Origin of the sequence: Rhizomonospora bruguierae (genome assembly GCF_018397995.1) — a bacterium.
Classification (GTDB): Bacteria; Actinomycetota; Actinomycetes; order Mycobacteriales; family Micromonosporaceae; genus Rhizomonospora; species Rhizomonospora bruguierae.
Genome location: NZ_BBQH01000037.1, coordinates 18456 through 40442, shown reverse-complemented (window position 1 = coordinate 40442; position 21987 = coordinate 18456). Strand labels below are relative to the sequence as shown.

General features: G+C 72.4%; 20 protein-coding genes. 11 read left to right on the top strand and 9 right to left on the bottom strand.

All coding sequences use genetic code 11. From position 1 onward, the window contains the following. The first annotated feature begins 6 nt into the window (after positions 1 to 6). Positions 7 to 831, top strand: a complete 825-nt coding sequence (locus KJS59_RS19750; RefSeq protein WP_213454452.1) for a MerR family transcriptional regulator — start codon at positions 7 to 9, stop codon at positions 829 to 831. Between the two features lie 122 nt (positions 832 to 953). Here the strand turns inward: KJS59_RS19750 and KJS59_RS19745 are convergent, their stop codons facing one another. The 4 genes from KJS59_RS19745 to KJS59_RS19730 all read right to left on the bottom strand — a co-directional run bounded on the left by KJS59_RS19745 (position 954) and on the right by KJS59_RS19730 (position 6232). Continuing rightward, on the bottom strand, positions 954 to 1922 hold the full coding sequence (locus tag KJS59_RS19745; RefSeq protein WP_213454411.1) for a TerC/Alx family metal homeostasis membrane protein: 969 nt from the start codon (positions 1920 to 1922) through the stop codon (positions 954 to 956). Positions 1923 to 2096: 174 nt separating this feature from the next. Further along, positions 2097 to 3014, bottom strand: coding sequence for an alkaline phosphatase D family protein (locus KJS59_RS19740; RefSeq protein ID WP_213454410.1), 918 nt, complete (start codon positions 3012 to 3014; stop codon positions 2097 to 2099). After that, entirely contained in the window at positions 2942 to 4048 is a 1107-nt protein-coding gene (locus KJS59_RS19735; protein WP_213454409.1) for a glycoside hydrolase family 53 protein, read from the bottom strand. Before KJS59_RS19735 ends, KJS59_RS19740 begins: the two co-directional genes overlap by 73 nt. Positions 4049 to 4177: 129 nt before the next feature. Then, positions 4178 to 6232 carry a beta-galactosidase gene (locus KJS59_RS19730; protein ID WP_249714477.1) on the bottom strand — a complete coding sequence of 685 codons (2055 nt, stop codon included), beginning with the start codon at positions 6230 to 6232 and terminating at the stop codon, positions 4178 to 4180. 163 nt (positions 6233 to 6395) lie between these two features. Between KJS59_RS19730 and KJS59_RS19725 the strand changes: the two genes are divergently transcribed. From KJS59_RS19725 to KJS59_RS19710, 4 genes are all read left to right on the top strand, one after another. After that, positions 6396 to 7721: an ABC transporter substrate-binding protein gene (locus KJS59_RS19725; protein WP_249714475.1), complete on the top strand. Its 1326-nt coding sequence runs from the start codon at positions 6396 to 6398 to the stop codon at positions 7719 to 7721. A 10-nt stretch (positions 7722 to 7731) separates the two neighbouring features. After that, positions 7732 to 8670 carry a carbohydrate ABC transporter permease gene (locus KJS59_RS19720; RefSeq protein WP_213454408.1) on the top strand — a complete coding sequence of 313 codons (939 nt, stop codon included), beginning with the start codon at positions 7732 to 7734 and terminating at the stop codon, positions 8668 to 8670. Then, positions 8667 to 9500, top strand: coding sequence for a carbohydrate ABC transporter permease (locus tag KJS59_RS19715; protein WP_213454407.1), 834 nt, complete (start codon positions 8667 to 8669; stop codon positions 9498 to 9500). Before KJS59_RS19720 ends, KJS59_RS19715 begins: the two co-directional genes overlap by 4 nt. 79 nt (positions 9501 to 9579) lie before the next feature. Beyond that, complete coding sequence (locus KJS59_RS19710) at positions 9580 to 10605, top strand: LacI family DNA-binding transcriptional regulator (protein ID WP_249714474.1); 1026 nt, start codon at positions 9580 to 9582, stop codon at positions 10603 to 10605. A gap of 43 nt (positions 10606 to 10648) precedes the next feature. Here KJS59_RS19710 and KJS59_RS19705 read toward each other — a convergent pair whose 3' ends face one another. Then, a complete protein-coding gene (locus tag KJS59_RS19705) occupies positions 10649 to 11899 on the bottom strand; it encodes an SGNH/GDSL hydrolase family protein (RefSeq protein WP_249714472.1) in 1251 nt (416 codons plus the stop codon). A 242-nt stretch (positions 11900 to 12141) separates the two neighbouring features. On the opposite strand from KJS59_RS19705, the gene KJS59_RS19700 reads away from it, so the two are divergent. The 3 genes from KJS59_RS19700 to KJS59_RS19690 all read left to right on the top strand — a co-directional run bounded on the left by KJS59_RS19700 (position 12142) and on the right by KJS59_RS19690 (position 16264). Then, complete coding sequence (locus tag KJS59_RS19700; protein WP_249714470.1) at positions 12142 to 13902, top strand: alkaline phosphatase family protein; 1761 nt, start codon at positions 12142 to 12144, stop codon at positions 13900 to 13902. A gap of 269 nt (positions 13903 to 14171) precedes the next feature. Further along, positions 14172 to 15074, top strand: a complete 903-nt coding sequence (locus KJS59_RS19695; protein ID WP_213454405.1) for an ABC transporter ATP-binding protein — start codon at positions 14172 to 14174, stop codon at positions 15072 to 15074. Then, positions 15071 to 16264 carry an ABC transporter permease gene (locus KJS59_RS19690; protein ID WP_213454404.1) on the top strand — a complete coding sequence of 398 codons (1194 nt, stop codon included), beginning with the start codon at positions 15071 to 15073 and terminating at the stop codon, positions 16262 to 16264. The genes KJS59_RS19695 and KJS59_RS19690 overlap by 4 nt, the downstream gene beginning before the upstream one ends. 82 nt (positions 16265 to 16346) lie before the next feature. On the opposite strand, the gene KJS59_RS19685 is transcribed toward KJS59_RS19690, so the two are convergent. Together KJS59_RS19685 and KJS59_RS19680 are read right to left on the bottom strand one after the other, a co-directional pair. Next, positions 16347 to 16940, bottom strand: coding sequence for a hypothetical protein (locus KJS59_RS19685; protein ID WP_376771212.1), 594 nt, complete (start codon positions 16938 to 16940; stop codon positions 16347 to 16349). A gap of 44 nt (positions 16941 to 16984) precedes the next feature. Next, complete coding sequence (locus KJS59_RS19680) at positions 16985 to 17182, bottom strand: hypothetical protein (protein ID WP_213454403.1); 198 nt, start codon at positions 17180 to 17182, stop codon at positions 16985 to 16987. A gap of 591 nt (positions 17183 to 17773) precedes the next feature. Between KJS59_RS19680 and KJS59_RS19675 the strand changes: the two genes are divergently transcribed. Further along, the gene (locus KJS59_RS19675) at positions 17774 to 18094 is read left to right on the top strand and encodes an inositol monophosphatase family protein (RefSeq protein WP_283775811.1); all 321 of its coding nucleotides are present in this window, start codon (positions 17774 to 17776) and stop codon (positions 18092 to 18094) included. Between the two features lie 150 nt (positions 18095 to 18244). Here KJS59_RS19675 and KJS59_RS19670 read toward each other — a convergent pair whose 3' ends face one another. Then, positions 18245 to 18685 carry a hypothetical protein gene (locus tag KJS59_RS19670; protein WP_213454401.1) on the bottom strand — a complete coding sequence of 147 codons (441 nt, stop codon included), beginning with the start codon at positions 18683 to 18685 and terminating at the stop codon, positions 18245 to 18247. A 517-nt stretch (positions 18686 to 19202) separates the two neighbouring features. Between KJS59_RS19670 and KJS59_RS19665 the strand changes: the two genes are divergently transcribed. Continuing rightward, complete coding sequence (locus KJS59_RS19665; RefSeq protein WP_249714468.1) at positions 19203 to 19775, top strand: GNAT family N-acetyltransferase; 573 nt, start codon at positions 19203 to 19205, stop codon at positions 19773 to 19775. Positions 19776 to 19837: 62 nt separating this feature from the next. Here KJS59_RS19665 and KJS59_RS19660 read toward each other — a convergent pair whose 3' ends face one another. Continuing rightward, complete coding sequence (locus tag KJS59_RS19660; RefSeq protein WP_213454400.1) at positions 19838 to 20899, bottom strand: LysR family transcriptional regulator; 1062 nt, start codon at positions 20897 to 20899, stop codon at positions 19838 to 19840. A 70-nt stretch (positions 20900 to 20969) separates the two neighbouring features. On the opposite strand from KJS59_RS19660, the gene KJS59_RS19655 reads away from it, so the two are divergent. Next, the gene (locus KJS59_RS19655) at positions 20970 to 21875 is read left to right on the top strand and encodes a dihydrodipicolinate synthase family protein (RefSeq protein WP_213454399.1); all 906 of its coding nucleotides are present in this window, start codon (positions 20970 to 20972) and stop codon (positions 21873 to 21875) included. The last annotated feature ends 112 nt before the right edge of the window (positions 21876 to 21987 follow it).

Genomic DNA, 21987 nt, shown 5'->3' with positions numbered 1-21987 from the left:
GGGATCATGTTCGGCATCGGGGAATTCGCCGCTTTGGGCCGGGTGTCCGTGCGGATGCTGCGCCACTACGACGCGATCGGGCTGCTGAAGCCGGCCGGCGTCGACCCGGCCAGCGGGTACCGCTACTACCGGGCGGACCAGTTGCGCCGGCTCAACCGGGTCATCGCCCTCAAGGATCTGGGCCTGACCCTTGACAAGATCGGCGGCATCCTCGACGAGAAGATCGGCGTCGAGCAGCTGCACGGCATGCTGCGGCTGCGCCGGGCGGAACTGGCGGAGCGGATGGCCGCCGACGCCGCCCGGCTGGCGCGTGTGGAGGCGCGGTTGCGCATGATCGAGGAGGAGGGACGCATGGACACGGAGGACGTGGTACTCAAGCGGGTGCCGCCGGCGCGCGTGGCGGAGCTGTCGGCGATCTGTGCCAGCTACGCGGCGCAGGACATCAGCCCGGTTTCGGGTCCGCTGTACCGGGAGGTGTGGCGGCGGGCGGAGCAGGCGCACGTCTGCCCCGCGGGCGCGCCGGTCGCCTACTACGAGGACACCGGGGAGGCCCCGGCGGTGCGGGTGCACACCGCGTTCGAGGTCGCCCCGGGCACCGCCGCCGGCGGTGACCTGGACCTGCGGGACCTGCCCGGGATCGAGTCCGCCGCGACGATCGTCCACCGCGGCTCGATGGACGAGGCGGACCGCAGCATGCAGATCCTCGCCCGGTGGATCGACGACAACGGGTACCGCCCGGTCGGCTACGCCCGTGAGGTGTGCCTGGAGTTCGACGAGAACGACCCGGCGAACTGGGTGCACGAGTTCCAGATCGAGGTCCGCCGAGCGTAGCGGCTACTGGGGCCCCGGCCCAGGTGGCCGGGGCCCCAGTACGGCTGCGCAGTCGTGAAGCCGGGGCCCCTCGACAGACACCCTGACCGCGCCGCTCACACCCTCTAAGGCGTCCTAGGACGCTAGTTTGTTGCTCTGGCGCGGCGGTTGGCCAGCGCACTGGTGACGGTGATCGCGGCAAGGGTGCCGACGATGACCACCAGCGACAGCGAAGTGGGCACATCCGGCACCGGGGGCCACACGCCGTGCGCCCAGTGCAGCACGAGCTTGAGCCCGATGAAGCCCAGGATGACGGCCAGTCCATGGTTCAGGTGCCGCAGGCGGGTGAGCGCGTCGCGCAGGACGAAGTAGAGCGCCCGCAGGCCCATCAGGGCGAACGCGTTGGTGGCGAACACCAGGTACGGGTCCTCGGTGACGCCGTAGACGGCCGGGACCGAGTCCACGGCGAAGACCACGTCGGTGAGGAACACGGACGCGACGACCAGCGCCATCGGGGTGAACGCCCGGCGCCCGGCCTGCCGCATCATCAGCCGCGTGCCGTGGTACTCCGAGGTCACGGGTGCCAGGCGGCGCAGCAACCGCACGCCGCGCAGGCGGTCGATGTCGACCTGGTGTCCCGCGCCGCGCAGCGCGTCCCGCATGATCTTGATGGCGGTGCCCAGCAGGACCGCGCCGAACAGGAGGAACGCCCAGGTTCCGGCGCTCAGCACGGCCGCGCCGACCGCGATGAACACGCCGCGCAGCACCAGCGCGCCGACGATGCCGTACAGCAGGACCCGCTGGGCCAGCGCCGCCGGTACCGCGAACGCCGCCAGCAGCAGCATGAAGACGAACAGGTTGTCGACCGACAGGGACTTCTCCACCACGTACCCGGTGAAGAACTCGACCGCGGCCGTGCCGCCGTACCGGCTCCAGACGAACAGCCCGAAGACGGCCGGCAGGGCGAGGTAGAACGCGCTCCAGGCCACCGCCTCCCGCATCGGGACCTCGTGCGGGCGGCGGGTGACGGCGAAGTCGACCGCCAGCAGGGCGAGCAGCACGGCGATGCTGGCGGCCCACAGCGCTGGCGATGCGATGGTCTCTACGGACACGGGGTCTCCTCGAACGCGCGGAACCGTTCGAGGTCTCCCCCGCCCGCACCCGGATACACCGGCACGGACGACCGCCCGGGGGCCGCGGGCGGCCCGTACTGACCGGAACGGTCCTGAAGAGGTACTCCCCTCGGCCCGGTACCTTACCGGCGCGGGCTGGACGTTCGCTGGGAGTCACGGTTTGTCGTTGACCGCCGGGTACTGGGGCGTGGCGATCGGACGGGTGCGGGCGGGTTCCTGGCGCAGCACGGAGACGCCGGGCACGCCCGCCTCGACGAGGAACCGGGCCGATGTGCGGATCGGCGAGGACGGCAGCCAGATCGTGTCCACCACGCGCAGTGCGCTGACCATGCGCTCCGGGGTCACGTCGCAGAGCACGTACCCGCGCTGGAGGTCAGCGTACTTCCAGTGTGGACTTTCGGCCATGATCGGGTCGTAGGTGGCGTGGAAGGCCGCGGGGTCCGGATGGCCGCCCGAGGTGAGGGAGATGCCGGTGAGTTCGGCGCCGACCACCGGCGAGGACGGGTCGTCGAAGTCGGTGCGCAGGTCGCAGACCCAGGTGCGTGGCGGTCCCCGGTCAGCACGACAGTACGCCTGGAAGGCGGCCGCCCGGCGGGCCCGGAACGCCGCCGGTGGCTGCCGGGCCGGGTCCGGTGGCAGCGGGCCTGCCCAGTTGTTGTCGATCTCGTGGTCGTCGAGCGTGACGACCCACGGCGCGGCGGCGTGCGCGGCCTGGAGGTCGGGGTCCGCCTTGTACTGGGCGTACCGGTCGCGGTACTCCGCCAGCGTGTACGGCTCGCCCGTTCCGGTGTGCTGGCGGGGCGCGGCCGGGATCGGGCCGTTCTCGTAGATGTAGTCGCCCAGGAACGCCACGAAGGCGACGTCCTCGGCGGCCAGGTGGCGGTGCGCGGTGTAGTAGCCGGCCTGGAAGTCCTGGCAGCTGGCGAACGCGAAGCGCAGCCGGGCGGGCCGTGATCGTGCCCGGCCGCCCCGCCACGCCCAAGGGGGCGGAGGGTGATTTAAGGGGATGCGAAGACGGACAGCGCGGGCAACGCCCGATCGGAGTAGTCGAACAGCGCCTGGTTTTCCCACCCGTTTCCGGAGGACGGGTTGGTCGGGTCCCAGCCGTTGCCCGGCACCGCCGTCCACGTGGGCTCCCAGTAGAAGACGCCCAGCCCGCGCCCGTTGGGTACCGCCTTGACCGCGTCGAACACCGCCCGCAACGCGCTCACCTGGCCCTGCGAGGTCGCCGGGTACCCGCCCGCGGAGGCCAGCGAGGCGTTGAAGATGTTCGGTTCGCGGTCGTTGGGCGCGGTGGTGAAGCCGTACGCGGTCTCGGCCACCAGCACGTCCTTGTTGTACCGGGCGGACAGGTCGATCAGGTTGGCGCGCAGGCTGGCCGCGGTCCCGTGCCAGTACAGGTAGTGCGAGACACCGATGACGTCGAAGGAGACGCCGTTGGCGACCGCGTTGTCGAACCACCAGCGGTGCTGGGCGTTGTTGCCGCCCTCGGCCAGGTGCAGCATGACCCGGGTCGACGAGCTCACCGCCCGCACCGCGCTGATTCCTGACTTGAGCAGCGTGGCCAGGTTCTTGAAGTTGTTGCTGCGGCCGTCCGGCCAGAGCATGCCGTCGTTGATCTCGTTGCCGACCTGGACCATGTCGGCCGTCGTTCCCTGCGCCTTCAGCGCGTTGAGCACGTCGTAGGTGTGGTTGTAGACGGCCTGGGTCAGCGCGCTGAAGCTCATGCTCGCCCACGCCGCCGGCTTCGTCTGCTTGCCCGGGTCGGCCCACGAATCGGAGTAGTGGAAGTCGACCAGCACCTTCATGCCCTGGGCCTTGGCCCGGCTCGCCATCGTCAGGACCCGGGCCTTGTTGTTGTAGCCGTCGGCCGGGTTCACCCAGACCTTCAGCCGCACATAGTTGACGCCGTTGGCCTTCAGCAGCGCCACCGGATCGGTGAGGGTGCCCGAGGCGGTGCGGTAGACGCCGCCCCGGTCCTCGCTCTTCTTCAGCGTCGAGATGTCCACGCCGCGGATCTGCACGGTGCCCGCCGCCCGCGCGGGTGACCCTCCCATGGAGACGGTCAACGCCAGCGCAAGCGGAACGGCGGGCCAGTACCGCATGGGAACCCTCCTAAAGTGTGCTCGCTCCCAGTGCGCCGCACGGGCGCTGCCTGCTTCTTTGGTGCGCACGTCCGCGCATATTCCGCACCGACCTGTGAGCGCTCACAGAACCACCCTCATCGATCACTGTCAAGGGGTACGCAGCACCCGCACCTCCCCCGCCGGCACGACCAGGTGCCCCGCCACGGTGGTACCGGTGGTCATCTCCAGACCGGCACCCGGCAGCCGCGCGTCACATTCGCCGTGGTTGATGGCGATCAGGTACTCGACGCCCTGTCCCCGCCGCCGCACCAGCTCGACGGCGTCCGGCACCCCCGCCGGGGGAACCACGCCGGCGTCTGCGTACGCGCGGGCGAGCACCCCGTCGAGATCCGTGCCGGAGAGGCGGGTGGAGACGTACCAGGCGGTCCCCCGCCCGTACCGGTGGCGGGTCACGGCCGGCAGCCCGGCGGCCGGACCGTCCAGGTAGGACCATTCCACGGCGGCCCCGGCCGGAACGACGCGCTCCGCCCAGACGTCGGCGGTCGCGCCGCCATCCGGTGCGCTCCCGTTCAGGCGCACGGTCTCGCCCGCGCGCAGCGGGAGGAACTCCTCCACGGACAGCCCCAACAGCTCGCGCAGCGCGCCGGGGTAGCCGCCCGGATGCACCGCGTCGTTGCCGTCCACGATGCCCGAGAAGTACGAGACGACCAGCGTCCCGCCGCCGGCCACGTACCGGCGCAGGTTCTGGGCCGCGGCGGGGGTCGTCAGGTACAGGCTCGGGGCGATCACCAGCGGGTACGCGTCCAGTGACGCGGCCGGGTGGGCGAAGTCGACGGTCAGGTGGGCACGCCACAGCCGCTCGTAGTACGCCTCGACCCGCTCCCGGAACGTCACGTCCACCGAGGGGCGCCAGTCCAGCTCCAGCGCCCACCAGGACTCCCAGTCCCACAGCACGGCCGCGTCGGCCACCACCCGGCTGCCGCGCAGGTCCGCCAGGCCGCGGACGGTGGCGCCCAGATCCACCACGTCCCGCCAGATCCGGGTACCGGTGCCGCCGTGCGGCAGCATCGCCGAGTGGAACTTCTCGGCGCCGGACCGGGACGCCCGCCACTGGAAGAACATGATCCCGTCGGCGCCCCGGGCCAGGTGGGCCAGGCTGTTGCGGCGCAGCTCGCCGGGGCGCTTGGCGATGTTGCGGGGCTGCCAGTTGACCGCGCCGGTGGAGTGCTCCAACAGCAGCCAGGGCCGCCCGCCCGCGACCGAGCGGGTCAGGTCCGCACACATCGCCAGCTCGATGTGGTTGTCGGCCCGCTCGGCCCGCAGGTAGTGGTCGTTCGAGATCAGGTCCAGCTCGCCGGCCCAGCGCCAGTAGTCGATGTTCTTGCAGTTGGCGAGCATGAAGTTGGTGGTGACCGGAGTGCCGGGGCTGAGCCGGTGCAGGATGTCCCGCTCGCGCCGGAAGTTGGCCAGGTGCGCGTCGGCGGAGAACCGGTAGAAGTCCAGTTCCTGGGCCGGATTCACGGCGGTCGGCGCGGTCACCGGGGGCTCGATCTCCGCCCAGTCGCCGTACCGCTGGCTCCAGAACGCGGTGCCCCACGCCTCGTTCAGCGCCTCGAGCGTGCCGTACCGGGCGCGCAGCCACTGCCGGAAGGCGGCCGCGGAGACCGGGCAGTAGCAGAACGCGTTCGCTCCCCCGTACTCGTTGTGCGCGTGCCACAGCATCAGCGCCGGGTGGCCGGCGTACCGGCGGGCGAGCCGCTCGGTGATCGCCGCGGCGGCGTCCGCGTACGCGGGGGAACTGGGGCAGAACGACTGCCGGGCGCCGCCGCCCAGCACCCGCCCGTCCCTGGTCACCGGGCGCGCCTGCGGGTTCCGGTGCAGGAACCAGGGTGGGGGCGCGGCGGTCGGGGTGCCGAGGTCCACGCCGATGCCGGCCCGGTCGAGCAGCTCCAGGACCCGGTCCAGCCAGCCGAAGTCGTACCGCCCGGGCGCGGGCTCCAGCATCGCCCAGGCGAAGATGCCGACGCTGACCAGGTTCACCCCCGCCTCGCGCATCAGCGCCACGTCCTCGCGCCAGACCTCCGCCGGCCACTGCTCGGGGTTGTAGTCGCCGCCGTACGCGATCCCGGCCAGCCGTGGGACCACCGGCGCGAGCCGGCCCGCGGGGGAATCGTGCGGGTCGACGGGGGTAAGTTGCCTCATTACGGCTCCGAACTGTGCGCGCTCCCAACGTGTTCGGGTCAGCGTACACGCGCTTGAGCAGCGTAAGTAGCGGTGAACTCGGTATTGACACGCCCGGAATTGAGCGCCAATCTGTGAGCGCTCACAGCTCCTACACCCCGACACCACACCCGGGAGGCCACCCGTGAGGCTCTCGTTGGGCACCCGACTGCTCGCCTTCACCCTGACCACGGCCGTGGCGACCGCCCTCGCCACCGCCGGCTGCACCGCCAAGTCCGCGGACGACGACGGCGCCGCCGCCGAGCCGACCGGCAAGGTCGAGCTCAGCTTCTGGTCCTGGGCGCCGAACATCGACAAGGCGGTCGACGCCTGGAACGCCGCCAACCCGAACATCCACGTGACGCTCAGCAAGCAGGCCGGCGGCGGCGACATCGTCACCAAGCTGCTGACCGCCGCCAAGGCCGGCAACCCGCCGGATCTGGCCCAGGTCGAGTACCAGTCACTGCCGACCCTGGTCAGCAACAACGTGCTCGCGGACATCGCCAAGCAGGCGGCCCCGGTCAAGGACCGGTTCGCCGAGGGCATCTGGCAGCAGGTGACGCTCGGCACCGACGCCGTCTACGGGATCCCGCAGGACTCCGGTCCGATGATGCTGTACTACCGCACGGACCTGTTCGCCAAGTACGGCCTGACCGTGCCGGCGACCTGGGACGAGTTCGCGCAGACCGCCCGCACACTGCGCGCCAAGAGCCCCAAGCAGTACCTGACCACGTTCTCGGCCAACGACCCCGGCTGGTTCGCCGGGCTCGCGCAGCAGGCGGACGCCTCCTGGTGGGGCGTGCAGGGCGAGGCGTGGAAGGTGACCGTCAACGACGCGGCCACGAAGAAGGTCGCCGACTACTGGGGCGGCCTGGTCCGCGAGGGCGCCATCGACGGCCAGCCGATGTACACACCCGCGTGGAACAAGGCCCTCAACGACGGCACGCTGCTGGCCTGGCCGAGCGCGATCTGGGCGCCCGGGGTGCTGGCCGGCAACGCCCCGGACACCAAGGGCAAGTGGGCGATGGCACCGATGCCACAGTGGACGGCCGGGGAGAACCGGACCGGCAACTGGGGCGGCTCGTCCACCGGCGTGACCGACGCGTCCAAGAACAAGGCGGCGGCGGTGCGGTTCGCGATCTGGCTGAACAGCGACCAGGCCGGCACCGACATCCTCATCAGGGAGTGCGCCGTCTACCCGGCGGCCCGGGATGCCCAGTCCAGCCCGCTGCTCCAGGAGCCGCCGGAGTTCTTCCCCGGGCAGCGGGACTTCTACGCCCAGGCCAAGGCGATCGCCGACACGGCCGCCGGCTTCACCTGGGGCCCGAACGTGAACGTCGCCTACGACACGTACAAGGACGCGTTCGGCAAGGCCATCACCGACAAGACCCCGTTCCCGGCGGCGGTGGACGCGATGCAGACGGCGACCGTGAACGACATGCGCAAAAACGGCTTCACGGTGGCGGAGTGAGGTCCCTCCCATGAGGTCACCCGGAACCAGAGGTGCGGCGCCCCGCGGGGTGCCGTACCTCTTCCTCGCCCCCGCCGTGCTGCTGTTCACGCTGTTCCTGGTCGTCCCGGTCGGGTACGCGGTCTACCTGAGCTTCCGCAAGGTCCAGGTGAAGGGGCTGGGTCTGGGGCGCGGCGCGCGGCGGGAGGTCTTCACCGGACTGGACAACTACCGGTCCGCCCTGACCGACCCGGACCTGTGGTCAGGCTCGCTGCGGGTACTCGCCTACGGCGCGCTGCTGCTGCCGGTCATGCTGGGCCTGGCGCTGGTCTTCGCGCTGCTGCTGGACCGGCCCGGCACCGGGCTGCGGCGCTTCGCCCGCATCACGATCTTCCTTCCGTACGCGGTACCGGCGGTGATCGCCAGCCTGCTCTGGGGGTTCCTGTACCTGCCGGCGGTGAGCCCCCTCAACGACCTGGTGAGCTGGCTGAACCGGCACGGGGCGGGGCTGCCCGAGCCCAACCTGCTCGGCAGCGGCCCGGTCTTCTACGCCGTGGTGAACATCGCGCTCTGGGGCGGCGTCGGATTCAACATGATCGTGCTGTTCACCGCGCTGCGCGCCATCCCCCGTGAGATCTACGAGTCGGCCCGCCTCGACGGCTGCTCGGAGTGGCAGATCGCGCTGCGCATCAAGATCCCGCTACTGTTCCCCCCGCTGATCATGACGACCGTGTTCTCCCTGATCGCCACCCTCCAGGTGTTCAGCGAGCCGATGACGCTGCGCCCCCTGACCAACTCGATCTCCTCGTTCTGGACCCCGCTGATGAAGATCTACCGGGACGCGTTCGCCCGCGACGACATCTACGCCGCCGCCGCCAGCTCCGTGGTGATCGCCGCGGTCACGCTGGTGCTGTCGTTCGGCTTCCTGCGCCTGGTCCAGCGCCAGGCGTTCGGCCAGGAGCAGCGATGACCCGCCGCGCCGCGCCCCTGCCCACGGCGGTACTGCTCGTCGGCGCCCTGTACTGCCTGCTGCCGATCGCCTGGGTGGCGATGGCGTCGACCAAGAGCGGATCGTCCCTGTTCACCAGCTTCACCTTCGCCCCGGGCGGGGACCTGCTGGCCAACCTGCGGGACCTGTCCGGCTACGGCGGCGGCCTGTACTGGCGCTGGCTGCTCAACACCGCCCTGTACGCGGGCGGCGGGGCCATGCTCTCCGCCCTGCTGTCGGCCATCTCCGGGTACACGCTGGCCAAGTTCCGGTTCGCCGGCCGGGACGCGCTGTTCAACGTGCTGCTCGCCGGCGTTCTCGTCCCCGGCGTGACGCTGGCGATCCCCCAGTACCTGCTGCTGGCGAAGGTCGGGCTGACCGACACGTACTGGTCGGTGCTGCTGCCCAGCATCGTCAGCCCGTACGGCATCTACCTGGCCCGCATCTACGCCGCCGCGGCGGTGCCGGACTCGATGGTGGAGGCGGCCCGCACCGACGGCGCCGGGGAGTTTCGGATCTTCCGCTCGGTCGCGCTGCCGATGATGGGGCCCGGCCTGGTGACGATCTTCCTGTTCCAGTTCGTGGCGATCTGGAACAACTTCCTGCTGCCGTTCATCATGCTCTCGTCCGACGACAAGTTCCCGGTCACGGTCGGCCTCTACACGCTGCTCAACCAGGGCTCCACCGTGCCGGCCCTGTACCGGCTGGTGATCGTCGGCGCGGCGCTGTCGATCCTGCCGCTGATCGCGCTGTTCCTGTCACTACAGCGGTACTGGCGGGTCGACCTGATGTCCGGCGCGGTGAAGGGGTGAGCGGGCGGCCTCCGGCGGGCGCGCGGCGGCCCGGCGCGCCCGCCCGGGCCCCGGCCGGGCCGGGCGGGACAATGTGACCGTGCCCGAGCTCAACCGTTCCCGCAGCACCCGCCCGCCCCGCCCGACCATGGACGACGTGGCGGCCGTCGCCGGCGTCTCCCGGGGCACCGTCTCCCGGGTGCTCAACGGCGGGCGCAACGTCAGCGGCCCGGCGTTGGAGGCGGTCGAGCGGGCCATCCGCAAGACCGGCTATGTGGTGAACCAGCACGCCCGCAGCCTGGTCACGCAGCGCGCCGGCTCGGTCGCGTTCATCCTCTCCGAGCCGCAGGACCGGCTGTTCGAGGACCCGAACTTCAACAACCTGCTGCGCGGCTGCACGCAGAGCCTGGCCGGGTACGACATCACCACGCTGCTGACCGTCGCGGCCACCGCCGAGGACCGCAAGCGCATCGGCCGCTGGCTCACCGCCGGCCACGTGGACGGTGCGCTGCTGGTCTCCACCCACCAGGGCAGCCCGCTGCTGGACGAGTTGAAGGGCCGGGGGCTGCCGTTCGTGCTCTGCGGCCGCCCGATCGGCCACGGGCGGGATGTCAGCTACGTCGCCGCGGACGACCGCGACGGCGCCCGCCAGATGGTCGGCTACCTGCGCTCGCGGGGCCACCGCACGATCGGCGTCATCACCGGGCCGCCGGACACCCCGGGCGGCGTGGACCGCCTGGCCGGCTACCACGACGTGCTCGGCGAGACCGACCCGCGCCTGGTCGTTACCGGCGACTACACCCAGGCCGCCGGCGAGGCCGCGATGGCCGAACTGCTCCGGCAGGCGCCCGACCTGGACGCCGTGTTCGTCTGCTCCGACCTGATGGCGGTGGGCGCCATCGCGGCGCTCCAGCGGGCCGGCAAGCGGGTACCGGAGGACATCGCCGTCGGCGGCTTCGACGACTCCCGGTTGGCGGTCACCACCACCCCCCGGCTGACCACGATCCGCCAGCCGTGGGAGCGGCTCAGTTCGGAGATGGTCCGCCTGCTGCTGGCACTGATCTCCGGTGACGAGCACGCGGCGGTCATCCTCCCCACCGACCTGGTCGTGCGCGACTCCGCCTGACGGCCCATCCCGCCGTCCGCTCCGGGCGTATCCACGATCGGCGCTACTCGAAGGTCGGCGGGCGCGGGCCGCCGACGCGGAACAGGACCACCGGCACGGCGTCGGCGAGCGCCTGGTAGCCGGCCGGGTTCAGGTGCAACCGGTCGCCCACGTCGTACGCGGGTCGCAGGTTTCGGGGGTTCGCCGGGTCCCGGGCCGCCCGGTCGAAGTCGATCACCGCGTCGAAGCGGGTGCTGGCCCGGATCCACGCGTTGACCGCCTGCCGGGCCTGCTCCCGGTACCCGGTGGCGTCGTCGTAGTCGGTGTTGCCGCCGAACGGCGTGATCGTGGCCCCGTAGGCGCGGATGCCGTGCGCGTGCGCCCGCACGATCATCTGGTCGTACGCGGCGATGAGGTCGTCCGCGACCTGCTTCTGCGCCGCGGGCGTCGCCTCGGCCGTGCCGATGTCGTTGACGCCCTCGAAGACGATCATCCACGCGACGCCGCTCTGCGCGAACACGTCCCGGTCCAGCCGGGACAGCGCGTTGGGCCCGAGCCCGTCGTTGAGCACCCGGTTGCCGCCCGCCGCCTGGTTCAGCACCGCCACGCCGGTCGTGGACGGGCCGGCCTGGAGTCGGGCGAGCAGCCGGTCCGGCCAGCGGTTGTGCTGGTTCGTGGTGGAGCCGCGACCGTCGGTGAGCGAGTCGCCCACGATCACCACCGCCGAGCCGGCGGCCCAGGTCTCGACCCCGCTCAGGAAGTACCAGTGCGCCACCTCGGCGGCGCCCGGCAGGTCAACGTCACCGACGTGGTTGCCCGCGAGCAGGTAGGACGTGGTGCGCGAGCCGGGGTGCGAGGTGACGTCCGTGGACGCCTGCCCCTGCGCCAGGTACAGCGTCACCGTGAGGTTCGACTGCGGCGCGACCGGGAACGCCAGCGGGTCCGAGACCACCTGCGCGCCGACCGGGATCACCACGGACGACCGGCCGTGGAACGTCACCGGGCGCACCGAGCCGGGCACCACCGCGGCGACCCCCGCCCGCCCGCCGGCCGGCAGCGCGACCGTCACGGCGGTGATCGGCAGCGGCGCGCCGCCGAAGGCGTTGGAGAAGCGCAGCCGGATGGGCCGTCCAGCGATCGACACCTGCACCGTCTGGCGCAGCGTCGCGTCGGCCAGCACGATCCCGTCCCGGACGAAGGGCGCGGGCGGCAGGTTGCCCGGCTCGGTCAGCTGCGGCATCGACGTCCAGGTGTTCACCCAGCGTGGGCTGACCCCGGAGGCGGCCGCCCCGGCGGTGTCCGGCGTCCGCTGCACGGAGGTCTCCTTCGGACGGTCGTGGGGTTCGAAACCTGCCGGCACTTTTGCGGTGCTCACACGCGCCGCCACCCCTACCCAAGCAGATGGACTCCGTTGAATGCAACGGAACATTTCCGGAACCTCGGGCCCCGTTTCAGGGTCGCCGGCACTGAACCGTCGGCGGGCGGCGACCGTATCTTCAGCCGGCGCGTGGCGCCGTCGGGCACCGTACGCAGGGAAGGGCACCCGGTTTGTCGTTCATGGCGCGCCTCCGGCCGGTTTTCGCGCGGGACCGGGCGGCGGCGGAGAAGGGGCCGGCGGCCGAAACGGCCGGCGGTGGCCGGTGGGCGGCGGTCCGCCGGGTGCTGGGCCGGACCGTCACCCCGCTCGCGGCCGCGGTGGTGCTGGCGGCCCTGCTGCTGCCCAACCGGTCGACCCGGCTGGCGCCGGAGGCGTTTCTCCGGGTGCCGGTCGAGGCGCTGGTGGGCACGGCGCTGGTGTGGGCACTGCCGGGCCGGGTCCGGCGGATCGTGGCGGCGGTGGGCGGGCTGCTGCTCGGCCTGCTGGTGATTCTCAAGATCCTGGACATCGGCTTCTACGCGGCGCTGGCCCGCCCGTTCGACCCGGTCCTGGACTGGGTCGCGGTCCGCGACGCCGTGGACGTGCTGGGCAAGTCCATCGGTACCGGCGGCGCGACCGCCGCGACCGCCCTCGCCGCGCTGATCGCCCTGGCGGTGCCGGCGCTGACGGCGCTCGCCGCGCTGCGGCTCAGCGGCGCCGCCGCCCGCCACCGGCGGGTCACGGCCAGCGGCCTCGGCGCCCTCACGGCGGCGTGGATCGCGTGCGCGGTCTTCGGCGCGCACCTCGCCCCGGGCGTGCCGGTCGCCGACCGGGACACCGCCGCGCTCGCCTACGACCGCGCGCTCCAGGCCCGGGCCGGGTTCGCGGACCACCGGGAGTTCGCCGCGCAGGCCGCGGTGGACGCCTTCCGCGACACCCCGAGCGACCGGTTGCTCACCCCGCTGCGCGGCAAGGACGTGATCGTCGCGTTCGTGGAGAGCTACGGCCGGGACGCGGTGGAGGACCCGGAGTTTGCCCCGCACGTGGACGCCGTGCTCGACGCCGGCACGAAGGCGCTGGCCGAGGCCGGCTACGCGGCTCGCAGCGGGTGGCTCACCTCCCCCACGGCCGGTGGCGGGAGCTGGCTGGCCCACTCCACATTGGAGTCCGGGCTGTGGATCGACAACCAACGGCGGTACCGCGAACTGGTCGCCGGCGACCGGCTGACCCTCAACGGCGCGTTCCGCCGGGCGGGCTGGCGCACGGTCGGCGTGATGCCGGGCGTCACCCGGGACTGGCCGGAGGGGAAGTTCTTCGACTTCGACAAGGTCTACGCGGCCCGGGACATGGGGTATGCCGGTCCGCCGTACACCCTCGGCAGCATGCCGGACCAGTACACGCTGTCCGCGTTCCAGCGCGCCGAGCGATCAGACCCCGGTCGGGCGCCGGTCATGGCGGAGCTCCCACTGATCTCCAGTCACGTCCCGTGGACGCCGATCCCCCGGTTGGTCGACTGGGCGGAGATCGGCGACGGCGCGCTGTACGGGCCGATGGCCAGCCAGAGCGACCCGGCCGACGTGATCTGGCGTGACACCACCCGGATCCGCACCGAGTACCGCCGGTCGATCGAGTACTCGCTGAACACCCTCGTCTCGTACGTGCGCGCCTACGGCGACCGGGAACTGGTGCTGGTGTTCCTCGGCGACCACCAGCCGGCGCCGGTCGTCACAGGCGAGGGCGCGAGCCGCGACGTGCCGGTCACGATCGTGGCCCGGGACCCGAAGGTGCTGGACCGGATCGCCGGCTGGGACTGGTCGGCGGGGTTGCGCCCGGCCCCGGACGCCCCGGTCTGGCGGATGGACGCGTTCCGCGACCGCTTCCTGACCGCCTTCGGCCCGCAGCCCGCCGCGACGCCACCGGCCGCCCCGCGCGCCAAGCCGGCCGACGCCGGCGGCCGGTGAGGTCTCCCCCGAGCCCGAGCGGCGAGCGGTCGCCGCCCGGGGCCGGCGCGGGGTGGTCAGCCGGCCGCCTCGCGCACGGCCGCCAGGCGGGGACGGCGATCAGTGCGGCGTGCTCTCGCGGCGAAGCGGCGACCGTGACCGTGACCGTGTCGAGGCGCATCTCAACTCCGACCCGTGGATCGATGACATCCCGGGCAAATGAGCCGAGGCGCCCGGCTACCCGTCAGTTGATCAGAGTTGGTAGGGTCGCCGGCGACGAAAGGCGGGGGATGACAGGCGAGCGGCTGGAGATCGACGGCGTCTCCAAGCGGTACGGCGACCTGGTCGCGCTGGAGGACATGACCTTCGACGTGCGGGCCGGCGAGCTGTTCGGCTTCGTGGGCAGCAACGGGGCGGGCAAGACCACCACCATGCGCGTCATCCTCGGCGTGCTCTCGGCCGACGCGGGCGAGGTGCGCTGGGCCGGGCGCCCGCTGGACCTGCCCACCCGCCGGCGGATCGGCTACATGCCCGAGGAGCGCGGCCTGTACCCGAAGATGAAGGTCGGCGAGCAGCTGGTGTACCTGGCCCGGCTGCACGGCCTGTCCGAACCGGCGGCCCGCGAGTCGGTGCGCACCTGGACGGAGCGGCTCGGCGTGGCCGGCCGCCTCGACGACGAGGTGCAGAAGCTCAGCCTCGGCAACCAGCAGCGGGTGCAGCTCGCCGCCTCGCTGGTGCACGACCCGTCGATCCTGGTCCTGGACGAGCCGTTCTCCGGCCTGGACCCGGTGGCCGTGGACGTGATGAGCCAGGTGCTGCGGGAGAAGGCGGACGAGGGCATCCCGGTCGTGTTCTCCAGCCACCAGCTCGACCTGGTGGAGCGGCTGTGCGATCGGGTGGGCATCGTGCGCAGCGGGCGGATGGTGGCGCTCGGGCCGGTCGACGAACTGCGCACCGGCGACACTGTTCGGCTGACCGTCGCCGCCCCGCAGGCGCCGCACGGCTGGGCCGACGGCCTGCCCGGCGTGCGGGAGACGTCCTATTCGGACGGCACCACGCTAGTGCTGCTGGAGCGGGACGCCGACGACCAGGCCCTGCTGCGACGGGCGCTGGAGACGGGACCGGTGCACGAGTTCGGTCCCAACCCCCCGTCACTGACCGAACTGTTCCGGCACGTCGTGAGCGAGGCATGAGCGAGTCGATGGGTACCGTCGCGGTGATCCGGCTGGTGACCGGGCGCGAGATCTCCACCCGGCTGCGATCCAAGTCGTTCCGGATCACCACGGTGGTGAACCTGGTCGTCGTGGTCGGGTTCCTGCTGGCGATGAAGCTGATCGGTGGCAGCTCCGGCGACGCGGTGGGCTTCACGCCGTCCGCCGAACCGCTGTCCCAGCCGCTGGCCGCGGTGGCGGAGGGGTTCGGCAACCGGATCAAACCGTCCACGGTGGACCAGGCGACCGGCGAGAACCAGGTGCGCGAGGGCAAGCTGGACGCGTTCGTGACCGGCACGCCCGAGCACTTCGAGGTCGTGGTCAAGCAGGACCTCTCGCCGAACCTGCGCAACGCGTTCACCGTGCTGGCCCGCCAGCTCGCGCTCAACGCCGGCATCGCCCGCGCCGGCGGCGACCCGGCCGCCGTGAACGCCGCCGCCGACGCCGCCCGCCCCGACGTGCGCAGCCTCGAGCCGGCCCGCGACAACCAGGGTCCGCGGATGGTGCTGGCCATCATCGCCGGCATCCTGGTGTACGTGTCGATCATGATTTACGGGCAGCTCGTCGCGCAGGGTGTGGTGGAGGAGAAGGCCAGCCGGATCGTGGAGATCCTGCTGAGCACGATCCGGCCGTGGCAGCTCATGCTGGGCAAGGTGGTCGGCATCGGCACGGTGGGCCTGATCCAGCTCGGCTCGACCGCGGTCGTCGGGGTCGGCGCCGGGCTCGCCCTGGACGCGTTCCACTTCCCCACCGGCATCGTGGCCAGCGCCGCGGCCTGGGCGGTGCTCTGGTTCCTGCTCGGCTACCTGGCGTACGCGCTGCTGTTCGCGGCGCTGGGCGCGCTCGTGTCCCGGCAGGAGGAGGTCGGCGGGGCCACCGCGCCGGCGCTCATGGCGATCATCCTGCCGTACGTGCTGGCCATCTCGATCCTCCCGGCCGACCCGGAGAACCAGGCCATGGCGATCGCCTCCCAGGTGCCGTTCTTCGCCCCGATGATCATGCCGATGCGGATCGCGCTGGGCGTGGCGCCGGCGTGGCAGATCGCCCTGTCCCTGGTGCTGACGGTCGCGCTCATCGCCGGCCTGGTCTGGTTCGCCGGGCGGGTCTACCACAACGCGGTGCTGCGGGTGGGCGCCCGGATCAAGCTGACCGAGGCGCTGTCGGCGCGCTGATCCGTTTCGGTCACGCCGCGGCGGTGCGGGCTCCCGGACGGTACGGCGCACCGAGCGGAATGCGGCCCGGTGCGCCGTGCCATCAGCGGGTGGGATCGTGCAGGGCCCGGAGGGTCGCGTACGTGACGGCGCCGTAGACGAAGTGCGGGAGCAGGTCGCTGATCCAGTCGGTGGCGGACCACGTGCGGGGGTCGGTGACCTTCAGCCCGGCCATCGAGGCATCGGTGGCGGCCATCGCGACAAGGCCGGTCAAGGCGGCGCCGACCAGCGTGGGTGGACGCACACCGAGGCGGTGCAGGGCAGCCGCGGCGACGCCGACGGCGACACCGGTGGTCATGCCACTCAGGGCGCCGAGGGCGGTGACGCGGTGGGAGCGCTTCTCACCCTTGCCCGGGATGGGCAGGTGGGCGCGGCCAGCGACGGCTTCCACGGTGCGCTCGGGGGTGTCGCTGGCGGGACGGCCGCGGACGGCCATGTCGAGGTAGGTGGCGGCGTTGAGGGCGGCGGTACCGGCGGCGCCGGCGGCCGCTCCGGCGAGCAGTCCGGCGGTCCCGTCCATCCCGTTGCTTCCCCGAGCTCGTCGCTGGCTGCCTCCCATGTGCAGCAGGCGGGCCGGGTGCATGGTGTGGGGTCGGCGGTGGGTCTTGAACATCGTGGGCAGCGTCGCTGCGATCATGGCGTGCCTTCCGAATCGATACTGGCAGGAGGCGGCCCGGCGCCTCACGGCTCCTTCGTGCTGCCGAACGTCGCGCCGTCCGGGGTGCGCGCGTCATCGTCGGTCATCGCGTCGTCCTCGCCCTCGACAGGCACGCCGGCCGTGCCCATGCGTTTCACCCGCTCGTCCGGGGGCTTGTCGCGCGCGCCCGCCAGCAGATCGTCGAGCCCCTGCTCCACCCGCGCTGCGGGGCGTTCGTCCATCGCGTCCCCCTCGGTGCCGGCGCGCCGTCAGGCACGCACCCCCGGTGTCCTTCCCGGCGACGGCGGGGGCAAACGCGCTCACGGTCAGGCACGCGCCGCCCGCGAGCTTGGCTTCCACGCCCGGGTACCGCGGGCCAACTCGGGTGCGGCGCATGACGGGCGGCCGGGCGGGGTACCGGGCGGAATGCGGTTCGGCAACGTGGAGATCAGGCCCCTCGGCGGCGGGCCGGGCTGCCTGGTCATGATCCTGATCTCGGTGGTGGGCTCGATCCTGCTGACCCTCTGCCTCAACGTCTTCTTCCGCCGCTGACGCCCGGCGCCGGCGCCCCGGCACCCGATCCGACTTCGTCCGGGGCGCCCGCGGCCAGGTCGCGTGGCTACGGTACGGCGGACGCCTGTTCCGCCGGGCCCCGCTGGGGGCGACGACGGCGGCGACGCTTACCGCTCCCGCACACCGCCTGCCGGCCCCGGCGACGCTCCCGGACATCGCCCCGCGCTGAGGCCACGCCCCGGCGGGGCCGCCGCTCTCGGCGGGCCCGCGGGCGTTTCGTTGAAACACCGTCGTTACAGCGGTGCGTCCAGCATCCCCAGGTGGGCCCCGCGCCGCGCCAACGCCTGGCGCACCTCGTTGAGCACGGCCGGGTTCGCATGAACGGATCAGCGGCCGTGGACCTCTCGTGGCTAGCCGAAGGCAAACTCGACGCCTCAGTAACACTCGCCAACCATCCATGGGACGTCGCGGCGGGTGTAGTCATCGCCCGAGAGGCCGGAGCCATCATCATGGACCAGGACGGCAGTGAGCACACCCTAGGCTCCCGAGCAACCATCGCTGCTACACCCGGTATTAGTAGGGAACTGCTCGCCTTGCTCGGTAGGGCCGAGGCAGCCACCGCCACATCTACGACATGGTAGGCGCACCCGGCCGGGAGTAGCGACCACTCCATCGCCGTCGCCGCAGGTCGACGGCGTGATCGGCGCGTCACCCCGAATAGGGCGACACCCGTCTACCGCAACCCGCCGAGCATGACCGACGGCCTGTTGCCGTCCGTTCTTCCACTGTGCTCAGTCGGCGGGCAGGCTGGCGGCTGCGGCGTCGAGCAGGTCACGCAGATCCTGTTCGGCACCGGCCGGGAACTGCTGCGGCTCCTGGAGCTGGTACGCGACCTTGGCGGCGTAGTGTCCGCCGACGAAGGCCCAGCCATCGATCCGGGACTGGCTCCCGTCCCACGGGTGTACGACGAAGCAGGAACGGTCGCCGGGGCCGTCCTGGCTGAGCGGTGCGCCGATGCCGTCGCACTCCTCGGTCTGTGTTTTCTCGTTGTAGCTGGGGTTGTAGGAGGACGAGGACTCGGCGATGACCTTGACGTTGAGGTCGCCGCGGAACCCGTCAGCGGCGTTCAGGTCGACGCCGCACCCGAGGGTGGCGCCATGCGAGCTGACGTCCCGGTCGGGTTCGCGGGCGGCGCCGGGGGCGAGCCGCGCGAGCATGTCGTCAGTAATCAACGGGCACGGATCGTGCAGCTGGCCGAGCTCGGCGGTGTCGGCGGAACAGGCAGTCAGGCCGAGTCCCAGGACGCAGGTGGCTAGGGCCCCGGCGAAGCGCATGGCCCTGCGGCGGGGTAGGACAGCTCGTGGCGAGGCTTCCGGCCGGGACCTGGGGTCTTGGTCGACAGCTGTCCTAAGCATGCTGCGATGGGGCACGTCGGCAACGATCACGGACTTGAGGGTACGCGCTCCTACGACGCCCGATCCGCTCGGTCCATAGTCGACTCGACCATGCCTGTTGGGATAACTCGCCCGGGCAACAGCACGCCGTGATCAAGATCGGTAACCGGCCGTCGAACCCGAGCGCATCGAGATCCTCGGCCCAGTCGGCAATCACCGCGAGCGCGCTCGCCAGGGGTACCGGATCCCTCGCGGGTCGTCACCCGGGTCAGGAACCCACGCCAGAGCCGCCAGCAGGTCAGCCAACCCCGAAACCGGCTCGATGCGGGCGCCGGTGGCTGGCACGATGGTCGCCGTGTCGGATCCTGTGCTTCGCCCCGCCTACCCCGTCCGGACCGAGCGGTTGCTGCTGCGGCCCCTGACCGGGAAGGACGTGGACGCGCTCCTTGCCTACCGCAGCATCCCCGAGGTGTGCCGCTACGTGCCCTTCCACCCGATGACCCGCGAGGTCATCCACGACCGGCTGGCCACCCAGTGGGCGAACACCGAACTGACCGACGAGGGCCAGCACCTGACCCTGGGCATCGAGGTGGCCGCGACCGGGGAACTGATCGGCGACGTGATCCTGTTCTGGCACAGCCGCCTGCACGGGACCGGCGAGATCGGGTACGTGGTGCACCCGGACCACGGCGGGCACGGCTACGTCACCGAGGCCGCCCGGGAGATGCTCCGCCTCGGCTTCGAGGAGCTGCGCCTGCATCGCGTCATTGCCCGGATCGACGAGCGCAACGAGCCCTCGGCCCGGCTGGCCCGCCGGCTCGGCATGCGGCAGGAGGCGCGGCTGGTGCGCAACGAGTGGTTCAAGGGCGAGTGGAGCACCGAACTGGACTTCGCCATGCTCGCGGACGAGTGGTTCGCCAACCGCTGACGCCACCCCGCCCCGGCCGGTGCCCGACCCGCAATGCCCGACCACCCAGCTAAGCCTGACCGCTATGCCCGATCCGCCGGTGCCTGGCCGGGTGTGGCGGCCGGGAAGGCGCCGGCCGAGGCCCGGAGGGCGGTGACGAACGCGCTCACCGCCGGGTGGGCGCCGGCGCCCCGGCGGTAGGCGATACGGGTGCGCCGCCGGGTGGTCAGCGGGATCAGGCGCACGCCGCCGGGCAGCTCCGCGGCGGCCAGTTCGGGGACCAGCGAGACGCCCAGCCCGGCGGCGACCAGGGCGAGCACGGTCGCGAAGTCGTCGGCGTGGTGGCGGGCGCGGGGCGCGAAGCCGGCGGCCCGGCAGACGTTGAGGGTGGCGGTGTGGCAGAGCGTGCCGGGGCTGGCCAGAATCCAGCTTGCCTCGCGCGCGGCGGCCAGCCCGCCCGCGATACCGGCGGCCGGCAGCCCAGCCAGGGCGGCCAGCCCAGCCGCGATACCGGCAGCGGGCAGCCCAGCCAGGGGGGCCAGCCCGTCCACGGCGCCGGCGGCCGGCAGCCCAGCCGGGTAGCCGGCGGCGGGCAGCGCACCCGCGGTGCCGGTGGCGGGCACGGCGAGGTACACGGTCTCGTCCATCAGCGGCACGGCGTCCAGTGTGGAGTCCGGCAGGGCCGGTACGGCGTCGTAGTCCTGGAGCAGGCCCACGTCGAGGCGGCGGTCGCGCAGCGCCGCCGGCACGGCCACCGGATCCAGTTCGGTCACCATCAGGTCGAGGCCGGGGTGGCACCGGCCCAGGTCGACCAGGGCCGGCGGGAGCAGCGTGCGGACCGCCGTCGGGAAGGCCCCGATGCGCAGCGGACCGGTGAGCCCGGCGGTGACCGCGGCGAGCGCGGCGGAGGTCCGCTCCAGGGCGGCGAGGACCTGTTCGGCGTGCTCGACGAGTACCCGGCCGGCCGGGGTGAGGGCGACCCGCCGGCCGGTCCGCTCCAGCAGCGGCACGCCGGCCTCGCGTTCCAACGTGGACAGCTGCTGGGATACCGCCGAGGGCGTGTAGGTGTGCGCCTGGGCGACCGCGGCGATCGTGCCGAGGCGGGACAGGTCGCAGAGCAGGCCGAGGCGGCGCACATCCAGCATCAGATCAGCTTACGGTTCCGGTAACGAATGTGAACTGGACCTGATGGTCGCCCCGGCGGACCCTCGATCCATGACACTCACCGGCCTGTACGTCCCGCTGATCACCCCGTTCGAGGCCACCGGAGCGGTGGCCGTGGTAGCGCTGGAGCGCCTGGCCCACGACGTGCTCGACGCCGGCGCCGCCGGCCTCGTGGCGCTGGGCACGACGGCCGAGGCCGGCGCGCTCACCGCCGGCGAGCGCGACACCGTCCTCAACGTGATCGCCCAGATCTGCCGGGACCGTGGCGGTTCCCCGCTCCTGGTCGGCGCCGACACCGTGGCGGCCGTGCGGTCCCTGGCGCGGTGCGCCGGGGTCACGGCCGCGCTCAGCCTGGTCCCGCCCTTCGTGCGGCCGGGCGAGGCGGGTGTGGTCGCACACCTCACCACCCTGGCCAAGGCCAGCCCCGTCCCGCTCGTCGTCTACCACGTCCCGAACCGCACCGGGCAGCCACTGTCCGCCGAAGCGATCCGCCGGCTCGCCGCGGTGGACGGCGTGGCCGGCATCAAGTACGCGGTGGGCGGCATCGACGCGGAGGCGGTCGACCTGCTCGCGGACCCGCCGGACGGCTTCGCGGTCCTCGGCGGGGACGACGCCTTCGTCGCACCGCTGCTGGCGCTCGGCGCGCACGGCGGCATCCTCGCCTCCGCGCACGTCGAGACCGCCGGCTTCGCCGAACTGGTCCACGCCTGGCGTACCGGGGCGACCGGGCGGGCGCGGGCGCTCGGCCACCGCCTCGCCCGGCTGTCCGGGGCGCTGTTCGCGGAACCCAACCCCACCGTGATCAAGGGCGTCCTGCACGCCCAGGGGCGTATTCCGAGCGCCGACGTCCGGCTGCCGCTGCTGCCGGCGGCTCCCGGAACCGTCCGGTCCGCGCTGCGCCTCCTGGACGCGGCGCCGACCGCCCAGCCGGGCACAGCCGTCACGGAAGCGGCATGAGAACGGCCCGTCCCGCGGCTCACGCCCGGGTTCGGGCCACGACTGAAACGGGTGACAGGCCGCCCCGTACCACCCACTTGACCTCGGCGTCCGCCCACAATGGTCTGAGGTC